The organism is Erwinia aphidicola (assembly GCF_024169515.1).
In the GTDB taxonomy this organism is placed as follows: domain Bacteria; phylum Pseudomonadota; class Gammaproteobacteria; order Enterobacterales; family Enterobacteriaceae; genus Erwinia; species Erwinia aphidicola.
Genome location: NZ_JAMKCQ010000001.1, coordinates 1619498 through 1641889, shown reverse-complemented (window position 1 = coordinate 1641889; position 22392 = coordinate 1619498). Strand labels below are relative to the sequence as shown.

At 56.1% G+C, this 22392-nt stretch carries 19 protein-coding genes and 1 tRNA gene; 9 read left to right on the top strand and 11 right to left on the bottom strand.

Going from position 1 to position 22392, the window contains the following annotated elements:
• Positions 1-68 precede the first annotated feature (68 nt).
• Positions 69-785 carry a DUF3053 domain-containing protein gene (locus J2Y91_RS07620; protein WP_048917867.1) on the bottom strand — a complete coding sequence of 239 codons (717 nt, stop codon included), beginning with the start codon at positions 783-785 and terminating at the stop codon, positions 69-71.
• A gap of 330 nt (positions 786-1115) precedes the next feature.
• Here J2Y91_RS07620 and J2Y91_RS07615 point away from each other — a divergent pair, with 330 nt between their 5' ends.
• The gene (locus tag J2Y91_RS07615; protein ID WP_048917866.1) at positions 1116-1412 is read left to right on the top strand and encodes an HTH-type transcriptional regulator; all 297 of its coding nucleotides are present in this window, start codon (positions 1116-1118) and stop codon (positions 1410-1412) included.
• 42 nt (positions 1413-1454) lie between these two features.
• Here the strand turns inward: J2Y91_RS07615 and J2Y91_RS07610 are convergent, their stop codons facing one another.
• The 3 genes from J2Y91_RS07610 to glyQ all read right to left on the bottom strand — a co-directional run bounded on the left by J2Y91_RS07610 (position 1455) and on the right by glyQ (position 5777).
• Positions 1455-2501 carry an NAD(P)-dependent alcohol dehydrogenase gene (locus tag J2Y91_RS07610; protein ID WP_253537768.1) on the bottom strand — a complete coding sequence of 349 codons (1047 nt, stop codon included), beginning with the start codon at positions 2499-2501 and terminating at the stop codon, positions 1455-1457.
• Between the two features lie 285 nt (positions 2502-2786).
• The gene (gene glyS, locus J2Y91_RS07605) at positions 2787-4856 is read right to left on the bottom strand and encodes a glycine--tRNA ligase subunit beta (protein WP_048917864.1); all 2070 of its coding nucleotides are present in this window, start codon (positions 4854-4856) and stop codon (positions 2787-2789) included.
• Between the two features lie 9 nt (positions 4857-4865).
• A complete protein-coding gene (gene glyQ / locus J2Y91_RS07600; RefSeq protein WP_012443081.1) occupies positions 4866-5777 on the bottom strand; it encodes a glycine--tRNA ligase subunit alpha in 912 nt (303 codons plus the stop codon).
• A gap of 230 nt (positions 5778-6007) precedes the next feature.
• Here glyQ and J2Y91_RS07595 point away from each other — a divergent pair, with 230 nt between their 5' ends.
• Positions 6008-7003: an acyltransferase gene (locus J2Y91_RS07595; protein ID WP_253537765.1), complete on the top strand. Its 996-nt coding sequence runs from the start codon at positions 6008-6010 to the stop codon at positions 7001-7003.
• Here the strand turns inward: J2Y91_RS07595 and J2Y91_RS07590 are convergent.
• From J2Y91_RS07590 to J2Y91_RS07575, 4 genes are all read right to left on the bottom strand, one after another.
• Positions 6988-7434 (bottom strand): SemiSWEET family sugar transporter, encoded by a 447-nt coding sequence (locus J2Y91_RS07590; RefSeq protein ID WP_253537763.1) that lies wholly within the window; start codon positions 7432-7434, stop codon positions 6988-6990. The genes J2Y91_RS07595 and J2Y91_RS07590 overlap by 16 nt on opposite strands.
• Positions 7431-8834 (bottom strand): D-arabinitol 4-dehydrogenase, encoded by a 1404-nt coding sequence (gene dalD / locus J2Y91_RS07585; RefSeq protein WP_253537761.1) that lies wholly within the window; start codon positions 8832-8834, stop codon positions 7431-7433. The genes J2Y91_RS07590 and dalD overlap by 4 nt, the downstream gene beginning before the upstream one ends.
• 89 nt (positions 8835-8923) lie before the next feature.
• Positions 8924-9844 (bottom strand): GlxA family transcriptional regulator, encoded by a 921-nt coding sequence (locus J2Y91_RS07580; RefSeq protein ID WP_253537759.1) that lies wholly within the window; start codon positions 9842-9844, stop codon positions 8924-8926.
• A gap of 1 nt (position 9845) precedes the next feature.
• On the bottom strand, positions 9846-10388 hold the full coding sequence (locus J2Y91_RS07575; RefSeq protein WP_253537757.1) for a cysteine hydrolase family protein: 543 nt from the start codon (positions 10386-10388) through the stop codon (positions 9846-9848).
• Positions 10389-10556: 168 nt separating this feature from the next.
• Here J2Y91_RS07575 and J2Y91_RS07570 point away from each other — a divergent pair.
• The 3 genes from J2Y91_RS07570 to J2Y91_RS07560 all read left to right on the top strand — a co-directional run bounded on the left by J2Y91_RS07570 (position 10557) and on the right by J2Y91_RS07560 (position 12823).
• Positions 10557-10651: transfer RNA gene (locus J2Y91_RS07570), tRNA-Sec, on the top strand.
• Between the two features lie 1167 nt (positions 10652-11818).
• Entirely contained in the window at positions 11819-12031 is a 213-nt protein-coding gene (gene cspG, locus J2Y91_RS07565) for a cold shock protein CspG (RefSeq protein ID WP_048918687.1), read from the top strand.
• A gap of 579 nt (positions 12032-12610) precedes the next feature.
• Positions 12611-12823 carry a KTSC domain-containing protein gene (locus tag J2Y91_RS07560; RefSeq protein WP_133622409.1) on the top strand — a complete coding sequence of 71 codons (213 nt, stop codon included), beginning with the start codon at positions 12611-12613 and terminating at the stop codon, positions 12821-12823.
• 242 nt (positions 12824-13065) lie between these two features.
• Here the strand turns inward: J2Y91_RS07560 and J2Y91_RS07555 are convergent, their stop codons facing one another.
• On the bottom strand, positions 13066-13950 hold the full coding sequence (locus J2Y91_RS07555; protein ID WP_133622410.1) for a LysR family transcriptional regulator: 885 nt from the start codon (positions 13948-13950) through the stop codon (positions 13066-13068).
• Between the two features lie 148 nt (positions 13951-14098).
• On the opposite strand from J2Y91_RS07555, the gene J2Y91_RS07550 reads away from it, so the two are divergent.
• Together J2Y91_RS07550 and J2Y91_RS07545 are read left to right on the top strand one after the other, a co-directional pair.
• A complete protein-coding gene (locus J2Y91_RS07550) occupies positions 14099-15277 on the top strand; it encodes an MFS transporter (protein WP_253537755.1) in 1179 nt (392 codons plus the stop codon).
• A gap of 19 nt (positions 15278-15296) precedes the next feature.
• Positions 15297-16322, top strand: a complete 1026-nt coding sequence (locus J2Y91_RS07545; RefSeq protein WP_133622411.1) for an alpha/beta hydrolase — start codon at positions 15297-15299, stop codon at positions 16320-16322.
• 15 nt (positions 16323-16337) lie between these two features.
• Here J2Y91_RS07545 and J2Y91_RS07540 read toward each other — a convergent pair whose 3' ends face one another.
• Positions 16338-17306: a metallophosphoesterase gene (locus tag J2Y91_RS07540; protein WP_253537753.1), complete on the bottom strand. Its 969-nt coding sequence runs from the start codon at positions 17304-17306 to the stop codon at positions 16338-16340.
• A 684-nt stretch (positions 17307-17990) separates the two neighbouring features.
• On the opposite strand from J2Y91_RS07540, the gene J2Y91_RS07535 reads away from it, so the two are divergent.
• Together J2Y91_RS07535 and J2Y91_RS07530 are read left to right on the top strand one after the other, a co-directional pair.
• A complete protein-coding gene (locus tag J2Y91_RS07535; RefSeq protein WP_253537751.1) occupies positions 17991-21197 on the top strand; it encodes an autotransporter outer membrane beta-barrel domain-containing protein in 3207 nt (1068 codons plus the stop codon).
• A gap of 72 nt (positions 21198-21269) precedes the next feature.
• Entirely contained in the window at positions 21270-21728 is a 459-nt protein-coding gene (locus tag J2Y91_RS07530; RefSeq protein ID WP_253537748.1) for a CaiF/GrlA family transcriptional regulator, read from the top strand.
• Here the strand turns inward: J2Y91_RS07530 and J2Y91_RS07525 are convergent.
• A complete protein-coding gene (locus tag J2Y91_RS07525) occupies positions 21696-22367 on the bottom strand; it encodes a hypothetical protein (RefSeq protein ID WP_253537745.1) in 672 nt (223 codons plus the stop codon). The genes J2Y91_RS07530 and J2Y91_RS07525 overlap by 33 nt on opposite strands.
• Positions 22368-22392: the final 25 nt, after the last annotated feature.

The window sequence follows — 22392 nt, the reverse complement described above, 5'->3', positions numbered from 1 at the left end:
GGCAGGAAATTAATTATTGGCGTGAAAGAGAGAGAAAGGGCCGAAGATCTCCGGCCCTGACGAATGACTTACTGGAAACCACCCTGCAATGCACTTTGTGCCTGCGGCAGCGCCTGAGCATTCGCGCTCAGGTTGCTCATCAACGTGTTGTACTGCGTGGCCTGCTCCTGCGTCGGGAACTGTACCGTCGAGCCGTTGAAGCTGACGCGAGTCCCCTGCTGCTGCAGGAAATCACCCGTCTGTACCGCGTCCTGGCTCAGCGTCTGCAGCGCCGGTAACAGCGGGGCCAGCGAAGCAGCAGGCTGAGTCACCACTTTGTTATAGACGTTGTCATACACCGTCTTCAGCTCTTCCGGCTGCTTAAGGGCACCCTTGCTGCTGTCGGCCTGCGTCTTCGCGGCCTGGATCTGCTGGGCCAGCACGCCCAGTGAACCGCTCGCCTGGCGCAGCGAGTCGCGGCGCGTCAGGTAATCTTGCGGAGTACGGATAGCAGACAGTTCGTCCACCACCGGCTTCAGGCCGGAATCGACCGCTTTATTCACCTGCTGGGAGAAGCCGTAAATAATCGCGTAGTCGCTGACGTAAGCGCCAAATTTCTGCTTCTGATCTTCACTCAGGCTCGGCAGGTGTTCACCGCTGCGCATTGCGGTATTTTGCAGAAAATCGATGAAGGCTTTACGCTGATCGGCTTCTTTGTCGCCACAGCCGGTTAGCTGCAACACCAGAAACAGTGCCATAAATGGCACCAGCAGACGCGTCCAGATGCGTGATGTTCCTGTAGTCATAAAAAATTAACTCCTGTTAACAAGTACTTACCGAATTGGCTGACAGATAAATTCTGGGTAAAGAATAGTCCAATTCACTTTTGATGGATAGCGGATAGCGCGATTCTTCTGATTGTTGTGACCCCAGTTAGCTGATTTTAAGCAAGTTTGAAAAATAAGCATAAAATATGGCTCCGCTTCACAGAATTGATCCCATACTTAAGTCTCTGGCATTTCCCTGTGCTGCCTTAAAAGCTCCCCAGCGGCTGTTGTATGCCAGCATTCAGAACCTGAGAATCAGGTTCTCCCCCCTCTGGTTGTTCACGTGATGTGAGTTTTTGAGGAGTGCTTATGGAGTTGAAAGATCCTATGTCGGAGCTGCTGTCCAGTCTGGAGCAGATAGTGTTAACGCGTGAAGTGATGATGCAGGCCGCACCCGTAGCGAAAAGCGAGGTGAATCTCCCCGAGCCTAAGCGCGTTCGGGAAATTACCGGCATGCAGATAGGTGAGTTTGCCCAGGCATTAGGCGTGAGCGTTTCGTCGGTGAAAAGCTGGGAGGCAAACCGCACCAGGCCATCAGGCAGTGCACAGAAATTAATGAAGTTATTACATTCGAATCCTTGCCTTGGCAGACAGCTGCTGGGCTAGCAGAAGAAACCCGCCCCGAGGCGGGTTTTTGGTTTTTAAGGCTTACTTCCCGGCTTTCATATCAATGACAAAACGGTACTTCACATCGCCCTTCAGCATGCGCTCAAACGCCTGCTCGACCTGATCAAGACGGATCACTTCCACCTCGGACACGATATTATGCTGGCCGCAAAAATCGAGCATCTCCTGCGTCTCTTTGATGCTGCCGATTGAAGTGCCGGAAATGCTCAGGCGCTTAAATACCACAGGGGTGACGTTCGGCGATTTGTGCGGTGCGTCAGGAATGCCGACCAGCACCAGATGACCGTTGGTTCTCAGCGCATTGAGGTAAGGGTCGAGGTCGTGCGGGGCGGCCACGCAGTCGAGGATCATATCCAGGCTGTTCGCCACGCTCGCCATCTGCTCCGCGTCTTTGGAGACCACAACCTGCGTCGCCCCGAGGCGCAGCGCATCTGCCCCCTTCGCGGGGGAGGTGGTAAACAGCACCACTTCCGCGCCCAGCGCATGCGCCAGCTTGACCGCCATATGCCCCAGGCCACCCAGACCGATCACCCCAACACGCTGGCCCGGCTGGATGTTCCAGTGCTTCAGCGGCGACCAGGTGGTCACGCCCGCGCACAGCAGCGGCGCCACGGCGCTCAGCTCGAGGTTTTCCGGCACGCTGACCACGAATTTGCCGTCGACGACGATGTTATCGGCATAGCCGCCGAAGGTTTTGCCGCCGATGATTTTCTCTTCGCCGTTATAGGTCGCGGTAAAGCCCGCTTCGCAATACTGCTCCTCACCGCTATGGCACTGCGCGCAGTGGCCGCAGGAGTCGACCATGACGCCGACGCCGACCAGATCGCCCGCTTTCACGTGGCTGACCGCGTGGCCGGTGCTGATGACGCGCCCGACAATTTCATGGCCAGGCACCAGCGGGAACTGGCTGACGCCCCACTCGTTACGCGCCATATGCAGGTCAGAATGGCAGACGCCGCAGTAGTGAATGTCGATCAGCACGTCGCCTGGCTGTACATCGCGGCGGGTAAATTCGAAAGGTTCCAGCGGGGTGTTAGCTGCTTTGGCAGCGAATCCAGAGGAGTGCATAGTGTCTACCTGGTTGGCAAAAACCGCACAGGGTAGGGAAATGAGGCGCCAGGGGCAAGGAGGAATTGTAAAACAGGATGAACGGAATACGGGGCGACCGGAAAAAATGGTCTTCATGACGGCGGGTGCAAACCCTCAACGCGGGGCGACCGGAAAAAATGGTCTTCATGACGGCGGGTACAAACCCTCAACACGGGGCGACCGAAAAAGAAGGTCGCCCCCTACGGTTCGGGGCAACCTCAATCATGTAGGGGCGGACCCTCTTTTCCGGTCCGCCCGCAAAGGTTACTGCAGCAGCGAGATATCCGCCACCTGCAGGAACAGCTCGCGCAGTTTCGCCAGCAGCGTCAGACGGTTGATACGCACTTCTTTCTCTTCGGCATTCACCATCACCTTATCAAAGAAGTTATCCACCGCTTCACGCAGCTGGGCCAGCTCGATCAGCGCATCCTGGTAACGGCCTTCGGCGAAGAACGGTGCCAGTTTGCTGCTCAGCGCGGAGACGTAGGTCGCCAGCTTAATCTCTTCATTCTCTTTCAGCAGCGACGCCTGCACGCTGTCGTTCAGCGGCTCGGTTGCCTTCGCCAGAATGTTGGAGACGCGCTTGTTGGCGGCCGCCAGGCTGGCTGCTTCATCCAGCGTGCGGAAGTGAGACACCGCTCGCATGCGGGCATTAAAGTCAGCAGGGCGGGTCGGGCGACGAGCCAGCACGGCCTGGATAGTATCCACGCTGTGGCCCTCTTCCTGATACCAGGTGCGGAAACGACCGAGCATAAAGTCGATCACTTCATCCACCGCTTTGGCGTTCGACAGCTTGCTGCCGTACAGGCGCACGGCTTCTTCCGTCAGGGTCTGCAGGTCGAGAGGCAGGTTCTTCTCAACGATAATACGCAGCACGCCCAGCGCGGCGCGGCGCAGTGCGAACGGGTCTTTATCGCCTTTCGGATGCTGACCAATACCAAAGATGCCTGCCAGGGTATCCATCTTATCGGCAATCGCCAGCGCACAGGCTACCGGGTTAGACGGCAGATCGTCACCGGCAAAGCGCGGCTGATACTGCTCGTTCAGCGCCACCGCCACGTCTTCGGCTTCGCCGTCGTGACGCGCGTAGTGCATGCCCATCACGCCCTGAGTGTCGGTGAACTCAAACACCATGTTGGTCATCAGGTCGCACTTGGAGAGCAGGCCAGCACGGGTGGCGTGATTCACATCTGCACCAATCTGTGCGGCAATCCAGCCCGCCAGCGCCTGAATACGATCGGTCTTATCGCGCAGCGTACCCAGCTCTTTCTGGAACAGCACGGTCTCCAGACGCGGCAGGTTATCCTCCAGGCGGCGCTTACGGTCGCTGTTGAAGAAGAACTCGGCGTCGGCGAGGCGCGGGCGCACCACTTTCTCGTTACCGGAGATAATCTGCTGCGGGTCTTTCGACTCGATGTTGGTGACGAAGATAAAGTTCGGCAGCAGCTTGCCCGCATTGTCGTACACCGGGAAGTACTTCTGGTCGCCCTTCATGGTGTAGACCAGCGCTTCCGCCGGAACCGCGAGGAACTTCTCTTCAAACTTCGCCGTCAGCACGACCGGCCACTCAACCAGCGAGGTCACCTCTTCCAGCAGGCTTTCGCTCAGGTCGGCGACGCCGCCAATCTGCGCGGCGGCTTGTTCCGCACCGGCTTTGATCATCGCTTTACGCGCTTCGAAGTCCGGCTGGACCTTGCCGCGCTCGACCAGGATCTGCGGATACTGATCGGCATTATCGATGGTGAACTCCGGCTCGCCCATAAAGCGGTGGCCGCGAATAGTGCGGGCAGAGTCGATACCGAGGATTTTCGCCGGGATCAGCTCATCGCCCAGCAGCAGCGTGACGGTGTGGACCGGGCGCACGAACTGCACCTCGGAAGCACCCCAGCGCATCAGTTTCGGGATCGGCAGCTTAGCGAGGGAGGTGGCAATCATCGCCGGCAGCAGAGCCTGGGCGCTTTCGCCCGTCACCTGTGCGCGGTACATCAGCCACTCGCCTTTATCGGTGCTCAGGCGCTCGGCCTGGTCAACGGTGATGCCGCAGCCGCGCGCCCAGCCTTCGGCCGCTTTGGTTGCCACGCCGTTGGCGTCGAATGCCGCCTGGATTGCCGGGCCACGTTTTTCAACTTCGCGATCCGGCTGTGCGGCGCTCAGCCTGGCGACTTTCAGCGCCAGACGGCGCGGGGCCGCGAACCAGCTCACTTCACCGTGGGCCAGGCCCGCAGCATCCAGCTCGGCGGTCACGTTGGCAGCGAAGGACTCGGCAAGGCTGCGCAGCGCTTTCGGAGGCAGTTCTTCGGTGCCAATTTCCACCAGAAAAGTTTTATCAGTCATGGCTGCCTCTTATTTCTTGTTATTGCACATCGGGAAGCCGAGTGCCTCGCGGGAGGCATAATAGGCTTCAGCCACGGCTTTCGTCAGGGTGCGGATGCGCAGAATATAGCGCTGGCGCTCGGTGACGGAGATCGCTTTACGCGCATCCAGCAGGTTAAAGCTGTGTGCGGCTTTCAGAATACGTTCGTAGGCTGGCAGCGGCAGCGGTTTTTCCAGCGCCAGCAGGCTCTGCGCCTCTTTCTCGTACTGCTCGAAGCAGGTAAACAGGAAGTCGACATCGGCGTATTCGAAGTTGTACGTGGACTGCTCCACTTCATTCTGATGGAACACGTCGCCGTAGGTGGTTTTACCCAGCGGACCGTCGCTCCATACCAGATCGTACACGCTGTCGACGCCCTGGATATACATCGCCAGGCGCTCCAGACCGTAAGTGATCTCGCCGGTTACCGGCTTACACTCCAGGCCGCCAACCTGCTGGAAGTAGGTGAACTGCGTCACTTCCATGCCGTTCAGCCACACTTCCCAGCCCAGACCCCAGGCGCCCAGGGTGGGGTTTTCCCAGTTGTCTTCCACGAAGCGAATATCGTGAATGGTCGGATCCATACCCAGCTCTTTTAACGAACCGAGGTACAGCTCCTGAATGTTGTCCGGCGATGGCTTGATGATCACCTGGAACTGGTAGTAGTGCTGCAGGCGGTTCGGGTTTTCGCCGTAGCGGCCATCGGTCGGGCGGCGTGAAGGCTGCACGTAGGCAACCGCCGTCGGCTCGGGACCGAGCGCACGCAGGCAGGTCATGGGGTGAGAGGTGCCCGCGCCCACTTCCATATCCAGCGGCTGGATGATGGTGCAGCCCTGGCGCGCCCAGTAATCCTGTAAGGTCAGGATCAGGCCCTGAAAGGTCTTGGTATCAAACTTTTGCATGATGATTTCGCACGCGATACGAGTGGTGATAAAAAGTGGGCGCCAGTATACCCTTTGACCGGGCCTATTACCAAAAGGCACAGAAGGATTCATTCAGGGATATTTCACCGCTGCGCCATAAATCGGTTCATCCTGTTCTGAATTTTCCTTTGGCCGGGTTGTTGAAGCGCAGCCACCTGGCTACCCTCAATCTCGCATTGATGCAGACTTTGCCGGGAAATGAGGACGAAATGTCGCAAAAGATTGGCTGGATAGATAATTTACGCGCGGTTGCCTGCCTGATGGTGATTATGATCCACACCACCACCTGGTACGTCACCACCGGGATGTCGGTAGGAGAACACAGCTGGGACCTCTCCAACCTGCTCAACTCCGCGTCGCGCGTGTGCGTGCCGATCTTCTTTATGATCTCCGGCTACCTGTTCTTCGGCGAGCGCAGCGCCGAGCGGCGCCACTTTCTGCGCATTGTGCTGTGCCTGCTGTTTTACAGCGCGGTGGCGCTGGTTTATGTCACGCTGCTGACGCCGATCAATGAAGCGATGTCGGTGAAACATCTGCTGCAGAAGCCGGTGTTCTACCACCTGTGGTTCTTCTTCGCGATCATCGCTATCTACCTGTTTTCCCCTCTGATTCAGGTTAAAGCGGTCAGCGCCCGCTATCTGGCTATTGCCACGCTGGTGCTGGCGCTGCTGGCGAACCCGAACACCGTCGACAGCTCGATCGCCCGCTTCCACTGGCTGCCGATCAATCTGTATATCAATGGCGATACGATTTATTACCTGCTTTACGCGCTGCTTGGCCGGGCGATCGGCACCATGGACACGCAAAAGCGCGGCGTCAGCTGGCTGGCGGGGGGGAGTTTTATCGCCTGCGTGGCGCTGATTGCCTTCGGCACTAAACGGCAGTTCGCGATTAACGGCGCCTTTGCCGATACCTGGTATCTCTACTGCGGCCCGGCGGTGTTTATCGCCGCCGTCAGCCTGCTGGTGCTGTTTAAAAACACCATGAACCAGCGCGTCAATCCGTTCTTTGCGCTGATTGCGCGTAATTCGCTACCGATCTACGGCTTCCATGCGCTGTTTATCCACTTTATGCGCACCCATCATCTCGATAACACCGACCACCCGCTGATCGACATCCCGCTGGTGTTCGGTGTTACCCTGGCCGGTAGCCTGCTGCTGGCTATCGGCCTGCGGCGCATCGATCAGCGTCACTTGGTGAGCTGAGCCTTTTTCCGCTCGCTGCGCGCCACTTTTAACGGGCGCAGGCGGCGGATACGCGGGTTGAGGATCACCCCCGGCATGCGCACCAGCCTGCGGCGGTTAGGGTTGGGCATCGGGCGCTCGTGCCACAGCTTGAGCAGGATCACCGTCAGCGCCAGCAGGGCGGTAATGCCGTTGGCGGCCATCACCGGCACATCGTGCATACGGTGACCGTACCAGGTCCAGCAGGAGACGCCGAAGAACAGCGCCGCCCACATCCCCAGCGACAGGCCGCTGGTGTCTTTATTTTTGACGATATGCATCACCTGCAGGCAGAACGAGCCGGTGGTCACCCACGCGGCCAGCGTGCCGAGCCAGACCGGCCACGGCGACAGAAAGATGATGGATAACAGCGCCAGCGCAATAGTGGCGGCAACAATTAACAGATTTTTCATGACTGACCTCGTGTCTGCTGTAAGCCACTGTCGACCCGCTCCAGCGCCCGGCGCATATCCTGCGCGAACTGTGGGATAGCGGCCAGTGAACCAAACAGCGTTTTCTCCTGGATAAATGCCTGTAGCGGATCGTCGCTGGCGAAGATCGCATCAAACGGCACCTCATTAAGGGCGCGATCCTGATACTCGAACGGCAGCTCGCCGCGCTGGCGCAGCTGCATAAAGCGGAACAGCAGCGCCGGCAGGATCAGCGCGGCGTGCGGCGAGCTCTGCTGCTGATAGCGGGCTTTCAGCGTCGGCACGATAAACTGCTGCAGTTTAGCGATGCTGTCCGACGAAACGCGCTGGGTCGTATCGCGCACCCACTGGTTGCTAAAGCGGTTTAGCGTGGTATCACAATAAAGCGCCAGATCGACCTGAGTCTCGCCCAGCGCGGCGGCGACATCCTGCTGCACATAATCGCGCATCCACTGGCTGATAACCGGCTGCAGGCTCTGATCAATGTACTGTTTACCCAACAGCGCCCCTGCCCAGGCAATGCCGCTGTGGCTGGCATTGAGCACGCGGATTTTTGCCTCTTCATACGGCGTGACGCAGCTGACAAACTCCACCCCTGCACGCTCCAGCGCGGGGCGCCCGGCTATAAAGTTATCTTCCAGCACCCACTGGCTAAAGGACTCGCAGGAGAGCGGCGCACGGTCGTCAGTAATACCCTGCTGTGCCAGCCGCGTGAAGATCGCCTCATCAAATTTTGGCGTAATGCGGTCCACCATGCCATTAGGTGCGGAGGTATTGCGCTCAATCCACGCCAGCAGCGCTTGATTACCCTGTGCGGCGACGAATTCGCGCAGTCCACGCGCCACGCTGTCGCCGTTATTGCGCAGGTTATCGCAGTTCAGCAGGGTGACGGCACCGCTGTTATCGTCCATACGCTGCTGCAGGATTTTGACTAACGCACCATACAGCGTGCTGGTCTCTTGCTGCTGCGCGAGATCGGCGGCAATCGCCGGGTGTGTCAGGTCAAGATGACCGTCCTCATTGAGGAAATAGCCGCCCTCGGTGACGGTGAAAGAGATGATTCTGGTGCGGGGGTCGGCACCGCGGGCAACCAGCGACTTAAGCTCGCTATCCCATAAAATCACCTCGCCGATGGCCTCTATCGGCTGATACTGTTTTTCCCCATCCGGTGAGATAATTTCCAGCGTGTAACGCCCCTGCTGACGGGAAAGCTGTTGCAGGGTTTGCTGAGTGCTGCTGTTGCGAATATTGGCGAGGGAGAGGGCCCAGCTGCGGTCGCCCTGCTGGTGAAGTTGATTAAGATACCAGCTCTGATGTGCGCGGTGAAAAGCCCCCGCCCCGAGGTGCAGCCAGTATAATTGTTCATCGTTTTTTATCGGCAAACCTTATCCTTAATCTGAAACAGACTGTGACAATGTTACAGGTAACACTAGCACAGTAATTCAGCAAATTGAAATCGCGGGGAGTGACTTCACTCCTGCCAGCGCTGCAAAGCGCGGCGCAGCTGGCGTGATGAGGAGAAGCCAGCGGAGAGGGCGGCGCGTTCGCTGTTTTCCCCGCTGTGCAGCCGCTGCCGGGCAATCGTCAGGCGCAGCTGCTCGTGGTAGTCGCGCACGCTAATGCCAAGATGCTGGCGGAACAGGCGCGTCAGGTGGCGCGAGCTGACGTGGACCCGGGCGGCAATCTCCTCCAGCGGCCACTCCTGCTCCGGCTGCAGCGTCAGCAGATCCTGCACGCGGTGGATCGCCGGGTGGATATGGTTGCGGTGGCGTAGCCACGGTGACAGCTGCGGATCCTCGCCCGAACGACGAAAATAGACCACCATTTCCCGCGCCACATCCAGCGCCACCTGCGAACCGCACAGATGACCGATCAGATGCAGGCATAAATCGATGCCCGCGGTAATGCCCGCGCTGGTCCAGATGCCGCGATCTTCAACGAAAATACGGTTTTCTTTCACCAATGCAGCGGGTTCTGCCGCTTTCAGACGCTCGATCACCTCGTGATGCGTGGTGCAGCTCACCCCTTTCATCAATCCGGCTTTCGCCGCCAGCAGCGCCCCGGAACAGACGCACACCAGGGTGATTTTACGCGCGTGGATCGCGGGCTGCATGCGCATCAGCCAGTTGCGCACCGCCATCGCCTGCGGCGTATCAAACCACACCTTTGAGTCGCTCACGCCGGGCAGCACCAGCAGGCTGCCGTCCGGCAGCGACTCCGGCAGCGGTTCAATACGGCTGACCAGCATATCCGTCGACATCAGCACGCTTTCATCGGGGCCGATATAGCGCAGGGAAAAGGCATTTCGCGCCAGCTTCAGCGTCTCCGCCGGGCCGGTGAGATCCAGCGCCATCACGCCGGGCAGGGTGATAAACCACACCGGGATAGTCATGTTATGCAAGCTCCTGCAGGCAGCCCTCAACGGTGCGGATTTGCGCAAAGCGGTTGATCAGCACGCTTTCGGTGCGGTGGCGTAAATCCGCAATGCTCAGGGTAATGCCGTCATGGGTAATGGGGAAAGTCAGCGTCGCTTCGGTGACGAAGGTGACGCGATAGCCGAAGTCCGAGGCGACGCGCGCCGTGGTTTCACAGCACTGCTCGGTGCGCAGGCCGCTGATAATCACGTGCTTTACCTGGTTCTGCACCAGCCAGGTCATCAGGCCGGAGTCGGTCAGGGCGTTATGGATGCGCTTCTGCACGGTGCCCGTCGCTTCATGGGTGATAAATGGCAGGCGCGTCACCAGGCCCGAAGCCAACGAGAACGGGCCCTCGTCTTCGACATGGAACACATCCACCACCGGAATGCCTTTCGCCTGACAGCCGGCAATCAGCGTGCTTAGCGCCTGCTCAAACGCCGGCGTTTCTGCTGCCTCGTTGTAGCCACGATGATAGAAGGATTGCTGCGCGTCAATCACTAACAGTACGGTATCAGTCATTTCTGGACTCCTGCTAAAGGGGATTAACGCTATGATGAATGGGGATTAGCAAGGAAAGAAGGCCAAAAAAGGACAGATCGCCGTCGCGGAGGGACATAAGGTGTGATGGCTAAAGCCGTAGTTTTCACAGGGGCAAAGGCAGTGATATACTCGCCGCCTCTGCAAAAGGGAAGATCGTCGTCTCCGGTGAGGCGGCTGGACTTCAAATCCAGTTGGGGCCGCCAGCGGTCCCGGGCAGGTTCGACTCCTGTGATCTTCCGCCAAATTTTCTCCCAGGCTCAACGAGCAATCGAACAGCCAGCCAGAGCAGCCTGTAAGTTACGCTTACAAGTTCAGACTTAAGACGTCTGGAAAGTCAGCCACAAAACCTCTCTCTTTAGGAATTGGGTAATAAGCACAACCCTATGAGCCGCCCTTCGTAGGGTTCAGGCATGCCTGAACCGGGCTGGGCATGCCCAGCCCCTACCGTTAATGCCTTTCCTGTAGGGGGCGACCATTTTTTCCGGTCGATTCGTCATGATATGGGGAGTCTTTGTAACCTCTGTGGCGCCAGCACCATCCCGCTGGCAGGTTGTTACAATGAGTAGCGTGAGGCAGCACTGTCACTATCGCTGTAAATAAAAACATGTTTTAAAAAACAGCATTGACCTCAAGTCTTAAATGAGTAAATTAGTATCCATCAGCACGATAAACGTTGTTAGTAAGTTATTAAATAGTAACAAGTATTTTAAAACCCATTTTGCTTTACAGGCCACGAAGTTTGTTGTTTGGGATGTAGTTCGCTTTCAGGCCTTGTAGTGTTTGTGCTGGTGCGCAAAATGGTAGTGTTAGCGCGACGATGTAAGGCCTTGTTTTTGAGTTCATGCGGGTGGTTTTGTGTATTTATCGTAACCATGCCGGCAAAGGGCAGCGCATCAAAGAGTTTATGTCGCGATGGGGGATGTGCTTGTTTGCATTGTCACGCTGGGATTTTAAAAGCGCAGACAGGCGTATAACGGGATAAACAGAGGGGGGCCTTTCGTATTAACACCCTGTATTATCTGTAATTAACGGGTACATTTAAAAGCAGTACTAATAGTAGTATCACTTTAATAAGTCCATTAATGTTAAATTTGAAGTCTGTAGTACCTTAAAAGCCCTGGCTGCAACGGGCAGGGCTTTTAAGATCACTCCCTCCGTTGAATTGTAAGCTTTCCCGGCAAATCATTGACAAAACTAATCTTGATTGTTTCCCCATAAGAGTCCACTATGCCTCATCGGTTTGTCATACAGACCTTATGAAAGCAGTTTTAGTAAAGCAGTCCTCATTTCAAGCGTTATCCTTAGATACCCTTCTGCATGAGCCTCCTCCTAAGTGCCCAATAAGTCCTCATCTGCAAGCAGGCCATGTTCGCCACCTTATGTGGCTCAAGAAATTTAAGGAAGTATCTATGTCTAATAAAATGACTGGTTTAGTAAAATGGTTTAACTCTGAAAAAGGCTTCGGCTTCATTACGCCAGCAGATGGCAGCAAAGATGTATTCGTACATTTCTCAGCTATCCAGAGTAACGATTACAAAACGCTGGACGAAGGGCAGAAGGTTGAGTTCTCGATTGAGAATGGTGCCAAAGGTCCGGCAGCTGCTAACGTTATCACGCTGTAATAGCTGATAATGACATGAACACTTACGACAGCGATGACGGCATCAGCCTGAGCAGATAAGTGAACGTGATAAAAACCCGCCCTGAGCGGGTTTTTTACGTTTCAGGCAGGGTAGCTCAGAGGATGGCCGTCGTTTTACTTCAGCTGCTGGAGTGAAAGAGCGAAACCAAATAGTGCAAAACCAACAATGGCGACAGTAAGAACGCCGATGAGTAATTTCCAGCCCAACACCTGCCCTCCCTTAGTATTTTTAATATGCCTGAGAGATAATAATATTCATGATTCACAGGTCAACCGGTGCGCATGTTTTTCAGAATAAGCAGTTATCAGTAACGTTCACAGTAAGTCTTTCTGTGCCCGACCAGGCTAAAATCGCCAGTGGTATAGTGGCCGCAGCGTCTCACATGACTTTGTGGTCAGAGTGAATAATAGGGCTCCATTTAAGCTGTTTCGACCCGGATACACAATGTCTGCGACATGGCGTACTGAAAATCGCTTCGTCAAAAAAATAACATAATTTTGTGAAACAAACCTTAAAGACATCTATGGGTGTGCTGTGGGTTAACAACGAGGGAATAATATGCACTTTCAGACAGTCATATCATCAAGAATCACATCCATCAGTTATTTTTCATTAGAAAAAGTGCTGGAGGTGGCTTTTGTTGATTCATTGACCTATCAGTTCATTAAAGTGTCTGAAAAAACTCATAATGACTTCATAACGGCAAAATCCAAAGGCCGTTTTTTTGATGGTGTAATTAAAGGTAAATACCTTTGCCGAAAAAAAGAATGAGTCTTTAAACGCAAAAATCTAAAGCCGTGGCCAGTTTTGTTGACCACGACAAGCAGCCTGTAAGTCCTATTTAAAACTTCAACGTAAGGCTTACTGCATGCCCTGTACGGGCATTCAGCTGTTCGGTTTAACCGAACAACTGCGGCGCCTCGCCGATAAATCCAATTCCTGGATTCAAACATATCCCCCAGCCTGAACCTATTGCGCTAAAAGGCTGTTTTTCCGGCAAAACCAGCATGCCGCTACTCCCGCAGCGCCTCTAACACCAGCTTAAAGGCCGGGGAGGGCTGCTTTCTGCTGGGGTAGTAGAGGTAATAGCCGGGAAAAGGGTGGCACCACTCTTCCAGCACGCGCACTAAGCGGCCTTCGGCAATATGCGGCGCAAACTCCTCCTCCGGCAGAAAGGCGATGCCCAGCCCGGCGAGCGCGGCGTCGACCATATGCGCTGAAGTATTAAACGTCAGCTGGCCCTCCACGCGCACGTTGACCGGTCCCTCTGCATCATCAAACTCCCAGACGTACAGGCCGCCCGAGCTGGTCATGCGCATATTGATGCAGTTATGGCGCACCAGGTCCTGCGGCGACTGCGGCGGGGCGTGGCGGGCAAAATAGTGCGGCGCAGCCACCGCTGCCATGCGCAGCTGCGGGCCAATCGGCACGGCGATCATATCCTTATCGATGGTATCCCCCAGCCGCACGCCCGCGTCATAACGGTCGGTCACGATGTTGCGAAAGCCGTGGTTGGCATCAAATTCCAGTTTGATATCAGGGTATTCCAGCAGCAGGGGCGTCAGCTTCGGCAGCAGCGTGGTGTGCAGCACGTTGGGGCCGCAGGTGATGCGCACCGTACCGGCGGGCTTATCACGCAGCTCGGTCAGCATATCCAGCTCGGCTTCAATTTCGTCAAAGCGGTTGCCAATCGCCAGCAGTAGTCGTTCACCGGCAGCGGTCAGCGAGACGCTGCGCGTGGTGCGCGTCAGCAGGCGGATCTGCATGCGGTTCTCCAGCCCGGAAATGGCCTGGCTCAGCGCCGACTGCGTGACGCCAAGGTGGGCAGCCGCACGGGTAAAGCTGCCCTCGCGCGCTACGCTGACGAACGAGATTAAATCATTGAGGTTACGCTTCATCGCCCTGTTTCGCCCTGATTAATTAGCTCAGCTTATTAAGCCATTAAGTATTGATTAGCTAGTCAGCATACTTCACGCGTGTAGAATTTTCACCCAGAAACTGGCGCTAGCGCAGCCACGCGCGGCGCAATGAAAAGGAAACAGTGTGATGACCATGAGCGATAGCAGGGCACAGCAGGCTGCCGCCCACTGGGGCGGGGTACTGGCGATGACGCTGTGCGTGTTTGCCCTGGTGGCGTCCGAATTTATGCCGGTCAGCCTGCTGACGCCGGTAGCGCGTGACCTCGGCGTCAGTGAAGGGCTGGCAGGGCAGGGTATTGCTATCTCCGGGGCTTTTGCCCTGCTGGCCAGCCTGCTGATCCCGGCGCTGGCGGGTAATCTCAACCGTAAAACGCTCCTGCTGGCGATGACCGCGCTGATGGCGATTTCCGGCGCGACCATCGCGCTGGCGGCCAGCTATCCGGGCTATATGGCGGGCCGGGCGCTGATTGGCGTGGCTATCGGCGGCTTCTGGTCACTCTCTGCCGCTACCGCCATCCGCCTGGTGCCCGCGCAGCAGGTGCCGCGCGCGCTGGCGATTTTTAACGGCGGCAACGCGCTGGCCACGGTGATTGCCGCCCCGCTAGGCAGCTATCTGGGCGCGGTGATCGGCTGGCGCGGCGCGTTCCTCAGCCTGGTGCCGGTGGCGGTGATTGCCTTTATCTGGCAGTGGTTCACGCTGCCGGCAATGCATACCGACAGCCGCGCCGCGCGCAGCGGCAACGTCTTTCGCCTGCTGGCGAACCCGCTAGTGGCGTTGGGGATAGCGGCATGCGGCCTGTTCTTTATGGGGCAGTTCGCGCTGTTTACCTACCTGCGTCCGTTCCTTGAAACCGTCACCAAAGTTGAGGTCTCCACGCTGTCGCTGATCCTGCTGGCTATTGGCGTGATGGGGCTGGTGGGAACGCTGGCGATCGCCAGGTTGTTAACCCTGGGACTGTATCCCACGCTGATCGCCATTCCCCTGCTGATGGCCGCAACCGCGATAGCGCTGATGCTCTTCGCCCACCAGCTGTGGACAGTTGCCGCGCTGCTGGGGTTCTGGGGGCTGGTTGCTACCGCCGCACCGACCGGGTGGTGGACCTGGGTCGCCCGCACGTTACCCGAGGATGCGGAAGCGGGTGGCGGGCTGATGGTCGCCGTGGTGCAGCTCTCTATCGCGCTGGGTTCCACGGTCGGCGGGCTGGCCTTTGACCACCGCGGCTACCACAGCACCTTCACGATTAGCGCGCTGCTGCTGCTGGCGGCAGCCCTGCTGGCCCTGCTGGCCTCGCGCAAAGATAACTAAACCCCACTGAGGACTGACCATGAGAAGATTTGCCATGCTGTTAGGGCTGTTAATTAGCGCGTTTGCCGCCAGCTCCGCCGATATGTCGCGCGGCGCGGATAATTTTTATCAGAGTAAAGAGCTCACCCGGCAGAAAGTCACGTTCAAAAATCAGTATCAGATGGACGTCACCGGCTATCTGTTTACGCCGAAAGGCATGGATCAGAATGATAAGCATGCGGCGATAATTGTCGGCCACCCGATGGGCGCGGTGAAAGAGCAGAGCGCCAGCCTGTATGCGCAGAAGCTGGCGGAGCAGGGATTTGTCACGCTGGCGATTGATGTCTCTTTCTGGGGCGAGAGCGCCGGCCAGCCGCGTAATGCAGTGGCGCCGGATATCTACGCCGAGTCTTTCAGCGCGGCAGTGGACTATCTGGGCACGCGTTCCTTCGTTGACCGCCGGCGTATTGGCGTGCTGGGGATTTGCGGCAGCGGCAGCTTCGCGATCAGCGCCGCGAAGATCGACCCGCGCATGAAAGCGATCGCCACCGTCAGCATGTACGATATGGGTGCCGCGAACCGCAGCGGGCTTAATCACTCGCTAACGCTGGAGCAGCGTAAAAAAATTATCGCCGAAGCGGCCGCCCAGCGCGACGTGGAGTTCGCCGGCGGTGAAACAAAATACACCAGCGGCACCGTGCATAAAATTGATGCAAACTCGTCCGCGATTGAAAAAGAGTTTTATGATTTCTACCGCACGCCGCGCGGGGAGTTTACCCCGAAAGGTTCTTCCCCATTGCTGACCACGCATCCAACGCTGACCAGCAACGTGAAGTTTATGAATTTCTATCCGCTCAACGATATCGAAACCATCTCTCCGCGTCCGATGCTGTTTATCACCGGCGATGCGGCGCATTCGAAGGAGTTCAGTGAGCGGGCTTACCAACTGGCGGGCCAGCCGAAAGAGCTGGTGATCGTGCCGAATGCCGGGCATGTCGATCTCTACGATCGTACCGATCTGATCCCGTTCGCTAAGCTGGCAGCCTTCTTTAAAGATCGTTTGTAACAACCCCCCATCGGGTCAGGATGTCTGACCCGATGTGATTGAATCCGCCGCCAGAATCCGGCTCACTTCCCCGCCGTACCCCTTCACCCGCAGCACGCCATCCAGCAGCTCCACCACCGCGTACGGCACGCTATCGGCGCCGTCGAGCATCCCTTTCAGGGTGATAAAATCGGTATTGCCGATGCGCGCATAGCTGCCGCGATGGTCGTGGCCGCTAAAGCAGGCGCGCACCCGGTAGCGGCACAGCAGCGCGGCAAGTTCGCCGCCGTTCCACAGGTTATGGCTGTTGTGTGGCGCCAGCGGATAGTGGCCGAATACCACCACCGTTTCTGCACGCTGCTCAGCAGCAATCAGCTGCTGCTCAATCCACGCCATCTGCTGCGCACCCACCGCGCCGTTCCACGGTTTAGCCTGCGGCTGGTTGCGCGCCAGCAGATCGGCGAGCTGCGCTTCGGCCTGATGCCGCTCGTCGCCGTTGCCCTGATTGCAGTACAGGCTGATGTCATTGCCATCAAAGACGATAAAGCGGAACCCGGCGAGGCGGAACTGATAGTAGCTTTTCGGCAGCCCGGCGGGCGGCGTATGCGCTCCGCTCAGGCGGTCGGAGATGACGCGCGCATCATGATTGCCAATCACCATCGCATGCGGAGGGCGCAGCGTTTCATACAGCGGCAGAATCGCCTGGTAGCTGGGCCAGTGGCGGTCCACCAGGTCACCGAGCGTCACGACGAAATCGAGCGGCTGCTGGTTCAGCGCATCTATCGCCTGCGGCAGCTTGTGCAGCGCGTGGCGGTAATAGAGGTTCTTCGGCACGTCGGCATCGACGTCGGCGTACTGCGGGTCGGCGATCAGGCCAAAGCGCAGCGTGGCGTCCAGCGGCGTAACCGCATTCAGCTGCGGCGGGCGGTAGAGCGCCGCGACGCAGCCGAGCGCCTGCTGCTGCAGCGCCGAGAGTGGGTGAGGGTGGGCTTCAAATGAGTTCATGTGGTGATGCCGCTTCTGTGCCTGGTTCCCTAAAGGTGAACTAAGCTAGCGAAGCTGAATGAACCTTTTATTAATTCTTTGTGAAATTTTCAAAAAGAATAACTTTGCTGGATGAATTGCGATTTTTTTCTGGAGTATTTTAATTATTTGAAGGGTTGAAAATATATTCCCGCACGCCTTTTTACTGCCTTTGATTAAATGTGCTACAGATAGACCGGGCGATTTATTTTAAACATGGAAATAATGGGCTGGTCATCTCTTAAAAAATTCATAGCGACATTTATAGCTGTTAAATCGGCATTTATGTTGCATTTATAATCAGCTGATAATGAGCATTTAAGGTTTTTTATGATTAAAAATCATGGTGATAGGTTTTTTTAGCGCTCTGGGCTTCTGTCGTTAAGTGTTAGTGTATCAATAAAATAAATTGATCCTTATGATCATTTATTCTTACTTTACACTTATTAGCTGCAATCAACAGACTCACTAGTACTCTATCTATTTAAAAGAGGGTATTAAGCGTCCGCATTAATCTTTTTTGATAATTTAAGTTGCTCAAACCCTTTCGCTGGAATAAATCTTATTCTGGTGTGGAGGGCTTTTTTAGAAATAAAAGGATAAGTGAAAACAGCTGCCAGCAGGCCGGTTGTTTAATCATTTTTTATAAAAAAAGGAATTGCAGTGATGAAAAAAAATAGCTTCAGGCTGAGTACATTAACCGTTGCCATTTTCGTCGGTTTTAGCGGTACTGCAGGCGCAACGCCAGCAGTAAAAGACACCACGGCACTCAGTCATAACGGCCCGGGACAATATACTGGCGGCGGGTCGGTATTTATTGGCGGTGACAACCTCTCAGTCGTTAATGATGCCGTGACCGGCTCCCGCTGGGTCGGTATCAACCCAAACACCCCCGGATTTGCCGCACTGGTGAATAGCAGCGGCTACAAAGCCTACATGGATGCCAATGCGCCATCCCTCGCCGGAGATGCTCACTCTCCAATCGGTGAAGACGACCAGCGTGCCGTTCACGGCGAACGTCTGGCCCACTCACAGGGTAAAGAGAGTTATTCCGTGCCCGTTGGCGTGGTTGACGGCCTGAAAATGGGCACTGCCGAGGGGCGCTATCAAAAAACCCAGACCGTTACGCTCTATCAGCGTGATGCATCAGGCGCTATCCAGTACCAAAAGAACGCCGACGGTAGCGTTAAGCTGGATACTGCGGGCAATCAGATACCTGTGACCGTCAGCAAAACCCTGGTACTGGAGCGTAACTCTGATGTCTATATCAAACCGGTGACCACCAACGGCGGTAGCTTCGGTCTGCAAAATGCGGCGATCTACACCAAAGTCGTTAGCCTGAAAAACGATATCACCGCCGCCGTTGCCGTTAACGGTAACCTGCAGGAAAACAGCGCTAGCCAGCGCGCGCGCGACGTGCTGATCGTAAAAAATACCACTATCGATAACACGCTGGACCAGGACTCGGTACGCGTGGGTGCTGCCGGTAATGTCGGCGGGGGCGGCAATGATGAGTACGCGCATAGCGAACGTCCATCCGCCACCGGCCTGAGCATCAACAGCAGCAGCGTTGACTATCAGTTTGATAAAGAGGGCCATAAGCTCAACAGCGGCGTGCTGACTCATCAGGTGGCAAAAAGCGCCAACGTGGTGTTGGATAACGCGCAGATCGTGGCGAAGAACCTTGCCGCGGTGCGCAGGGATGATAATGGTGATGCCCTCAGTCACGGCATCGATTATGGCCGTTACGCCGACAAAGGCTCAACGGCAGTCGCCATCGCTGGTTCTGGCCTGTTTGTCTCGATCGGTAACCAATCTACCCTGACTGGCGGTGTCAACAATGCCGGTAATGCGCTGAGCGTGTCGGGCCACGCTAACCGCGTTGACGTGAACAATTCGACGCTGAACGGCAGCGTGCAGCTGAACCATGACGGCTACCGCCCGGTTATCACCGTATCCGTGGTGCGCGACAGCAAAACCGGTGACTATGTGGCTAACGGCGCAGCGATTGGCAACACCAATCTGCTGGACCGTCAGCACAACGGCACCACTATGAACATCGCCAATAACAGCGTAGTGAAGGGTGATATTACCGCATCAGGTCAGAGCGGTTATGAGGTGCAGCTGGTGGATGTGACGGCGACAGATGCCCCCGTCCCGCTGGCACAAAGCGATATCCTCGGCTCACATTCCGCCAGCGCAATCTATAGAAATGCCGTGAGCAGCGCAAACCAGACTCTGCTGGCAAACGCCGGCGGCGCCTGGACTCCCGTCACGGTTAATCTCGACCACAGCACGCTGAATGGTCGCGTCGCGGGCAACACTTCGCTAGCCCAGCCGGACTTTATTGTGGGCGGCACTGATGTGCTCTCCTGGAACCCGGACCTCAATGTGAAAAACGGTGCCGTATGGAATGCCGCAGCCACTGCCAATAATTATCTGGCCGTGAGTGATGTGCATGACCTGAATCTGTCTGCTTCCACCCTGAATATGATCAATGTGGATACCGACGGCTCAACCCTTGGCGATCGCGGTCGTTATGAAGACCTCGGCGCCGCCCGCGTGGTGGTGCACGGTAACCTGTCGCAGGATAAAGATGGCAAAGGTCACTACCTGACCTCACGGGTTAACATCGGGAAAGCCGTGGCTGAGCCGTTGCTGAATCTGGGCGGTAAATATACCTACGGCTCCATGCAGGTGAAAGGTTCAGCACAGGGCTTGTATCAGCTGGCGATAGCTAACTCAGGCGCTGAGCCATACGTCAAAGAGGGCTATATCGCTGACCGTGGCAATAAGAATGGCGCCAGCAGCTATAACCCGCACAGCTTTGTCAACTATCTGGGCCAGGGCAGCGATGCACACTTCTATGGCCGCACTGAGATGGGTGTCTGGCAGTATGAGGCGGTTGATCAGTACAACGATAACGTTCATGACGAACACAACGTGTACTTTAAAAACAACGGTCACCTCTCCAACAGCGCTGCCACAGCGCTGAGCATGGCTGCCTCACAGGTCAACGTTGCCAGTATGGAGACGGATGCACTGGCCCAGCATATGACGGCTTCGCGTCACGCGGGTGATGAGGGCGGCGTGTGGGTTTCCTACTTCGGCGGCAAGAGCAAAAACACCACCAATGCCGGGGCTAAATATAAGCTGAACACCAACGGTGTGATGTTGGGTGTGGATAACCTGTTTGATGCCAGGAATGGTGGCAGCTGGTTAGCCGGTCTGGCCTTCTCTTCTGCACGTTCAGATATGAATGTGATGAACAGCAGCGGCGATCTGGACAGCTACGGTGCGCAGTTCTATCTGTCGCGTCACTTCGATAATGGCATCTTTGTTGATACTCACGCGCAGTTTGACCACTTCAGCAACAGCGGCGACGCCCATATGCTGGACGGCCAGCGTTCACGTTCTGACTTCTCCGGCAACGGCTATGGTCTGGGCATGAAGTTGGGTTACACCTGGACCGATCGGGGCTACTTCGCTGAACCCTATATCAAAGCGACCGGCCGTACCTTTGATGGTGTGCACTACACCATGAACAACGGCATGGTGGTGAATGGTGACGACTACAAATCACTGCAGGGCGAGATAGGTGCTGATGTGGGTTACACCTTCGATATCAATCAGGGTTACGTAAAGCCTTACTTTCATCTGGCAGGCATCAACGAATTTGCCGACAGCAATGAGATGAAGCTGAACAACGTAAGCATGAACAACAGTATCGATGGCGCTGCGGTTCAGGTGGGGGCCGGTGCCGAGGTGAAACTGATGAAGGATGTCGGGGGTTACGCCAGCTTCAACTACACCAAAGGCGATGATATCTCTCGCCCATGGCAGGCGAACGTAGGGTTAAGTTACTCATGGTGATTGCCTGTTAACACTATCCCCATCTCGTCCTGGGATGGGGATATTTTTCCGGCTAAGGATAGCGAGCATATAATGAAAAATATCGCAGTGTGTGCAGAAAAAAAACAAAATGGGACCAGCAAAATTGTCAGGCAAAGCAATCATGACGGTGGCCGCGTGCCTGACGAACTGAGTGAATATGCCGACAGACCGTTATATATTCTTATCGCCCTGTGGTGCTGCCGCCAGAAGAGCTGGGTCGGCCGCAAGCAGATCTCCGCCGCGTTTGCGATTACGGAACGGCGGGCCTCCTTCCAGATATCCTACATACTGCGAAAAACGGCGATTATTCGCAGCCAGACGCGTAAAACCAAAGCGGAAGGTTCACGCCATCGGTGCCACGAAATCTTTATCGAGCATGTTTTCTTACTGCCAGAAAAAAAAGAAAAAAGTCACCGAATCGATCTCGCCTACCACTGCCGCGAGCGTGAAAATACCGACCAAAGCGAGATGCGCTGGCTACTGAGCCGAAGATGCACGGGCAAGCTGTAAGGTTGAGCCAGTCCTCTCTTCCTGCTCTACAGCATGGCCGGCGCTTTGCCATAAATAGCTGAAGGTAGCGAACAGACAGAGTGAATAACCCAACAGTTCGCTGCCCTCTTCTGCCATATTCTTCACGGTCCGATTGTAGCCATCCAGCATCAGATGCTGCCAAAGCTCATGCATGCCAAACAGTCGTGAAAAGACCAGAATGGTGATCATCCCTGCCGCCATCATGTTCCATGCCGGGTGGCGCATAAAGGTCGCCAGACCGCTGATGAGGGTGGCGGGTTTACGCAGAGCGATAGCCAGACAGCTCAGCGCAACGGCCAGCGCAAACCAGAACCAGCTGCCGTGGCGCCACTCATCGAACAGGAAATCCATCTCGCGGATCAGCATGCAGCAGAAGAAGCCACCGGCCAGCACCATCATCGACCGCTCCGCTGGCGAACGCCAGGCGCGCCAGAAAAACAGTAGCGCCATCAGTCCCAGCATGATCTCCTGAGCACACTCGGTGAAAGAGGCCTCATGGACGGCGTTATTCATCCAAACCACGTCGATAAAGATCAGGCCCATCATCAGGCTGAGAAAGGCCGCCAGGCCGATAAAAGAGAGTGCTTTATTTATAATTATTCGTAAATCTGCAGACATGTTGCCTCCCGGTGTTACAAGGGTC

What these genes read in the sequence shown, in the direction of transcription:
- J2Y91_RS07620 (WP_048917867.1), bottom strand. Translation starts at nt 785, where the DNA reads ATGACTACAGGAACATCACGCATCTGGACGCGTCTGCTGGTGCCATTT.
- J2Y91_RS07615 (WP_048917866.1), top strand. Translation starts at nt 1,116, where the DNA reads ATGGAGTTGAAAGATCCTATGTCGGAGCTGCTGTCCAGTCTGGAGCAG.
- J2Y91_RS07610 (WP_253537768.1), bottom strand. Translation starts at nt 2,501, where the DNA reads ATGCACTCCTCTGGATTCGCTGCCAAAGCAGCTAACACCCCGCTGGAA.
- glyS (WP_048917864.1), bottom strand. Translation starts at nt 4,856, where the DNA reads ATGACTGATAAAACTTTTCTGGTGGAAATTGGCACCGAAGAACTGCCT.
- glyQ (WP_012443081.1), bottom strand. Translation starts at nt 5,777, where the DNA reads ATGCAAAAGTTTGATACCAAGACCTTTCAGGGCCTGATCCTGACCTTA.
- J2Y91_RS07595 (WP_253537765.1), top strand. Translation starts at nt 6,008, where the DNA reads ATGTCGCAAAAGATTGGCTGGATAGATAATTTACGCGCGGTTGCCTGC.
- J2Y91_RS07590 (WP_253537763.1), bottom strand. Translation starts at nt 7,434, where the DNA reads ATGAAAAATCTGTTAATTGTTGCCGCCACTATTGCGCTGGCGCTGTTA.
- J2Y91_RS07580 (WP_253537759.1), bottom strand. Translation starts at nt 9,844, where the DNA reads ATGACTATCCCGGTGTGGTTTATCACCCTGCCCGGCGTGATGGCGCTG.
- J2Y91_RS07575 (WP_253537757.1), bottom strand. Translation starts at nt 10,388, where the DNA reads ATGACTGATACCGTACTGTTAGTGATTGACGCGCAGCAATCCTTCTAT.
- cspG (WP_048918687.1), top strand. Translation starts at nt 11,819, where the DNA reads ATGTCTAATAAAATGACTGGTTTAGTAAAATGGTTTAACTCTGAAAAA.
- J2Y91_RS07560 (WP_133622409.1), top strand. Translation starts at nt 12,611, where the DNA reads ATGCACTTTCAGACAGTCATATCATCAAGAATCACATCCATCAGTTAT.
- J2Y91_RS07555 (WP_133622410.1), bottom strand. Translation starts at nt 13,950, where the DNA reads ATGAAGCGTAACCTCAATGATTTAATCTCGTTCGTCAGCGTAGCGCGC.
- J2Y91_RS07550 (WP_253537755.1), top strand. Translation starts at nt 14,099, where the DNA reads ATGACCATGAGCGATAGCAGGGCACAGCAGGCTGCCGCCCACTGGGGC.
- J2Y91_RS07545 (WP_133622411.1), top strand. Translation starts at nt 15,297, where the DNA reads ATGAGAAGATTTGCCATGCTGTTAGGGCTGTTAATTAGCGCGTTTGCC.
- J2Y91_RS07540 (WP_253537753.1), bottom strand. Translation starts at nt 17,306, where the DNA reads ATGAACTCATTTGAAGCCCACCCTCACCCACTCTCGGCGCTGCAGCAG.
- J2Y91_RS07535 (WP_253537751.1), top strand. Translation starts at nt 17,991, where the DNA reads ATGAAAAAAAATAGCTTCAGGCTGAGTACATTAACCGTTGCCATTTTC.
- J2Y91_RS07530 (WP_253537748.1), top strand. Translation starts at nt 21,270, where the DNA reads ATGAAAAATATCGCAGTGTGTGCAGAAAAAAAACAAAATGGGACCAGC.
- J2Y91_RS07525 (WP_253537745.1), bottom strand. Translation starts at nt 22,367, where the DNA reads ATGTCTGCAGATTTACGAATAATTATAAATAAAGCACTCTCTTTTATC.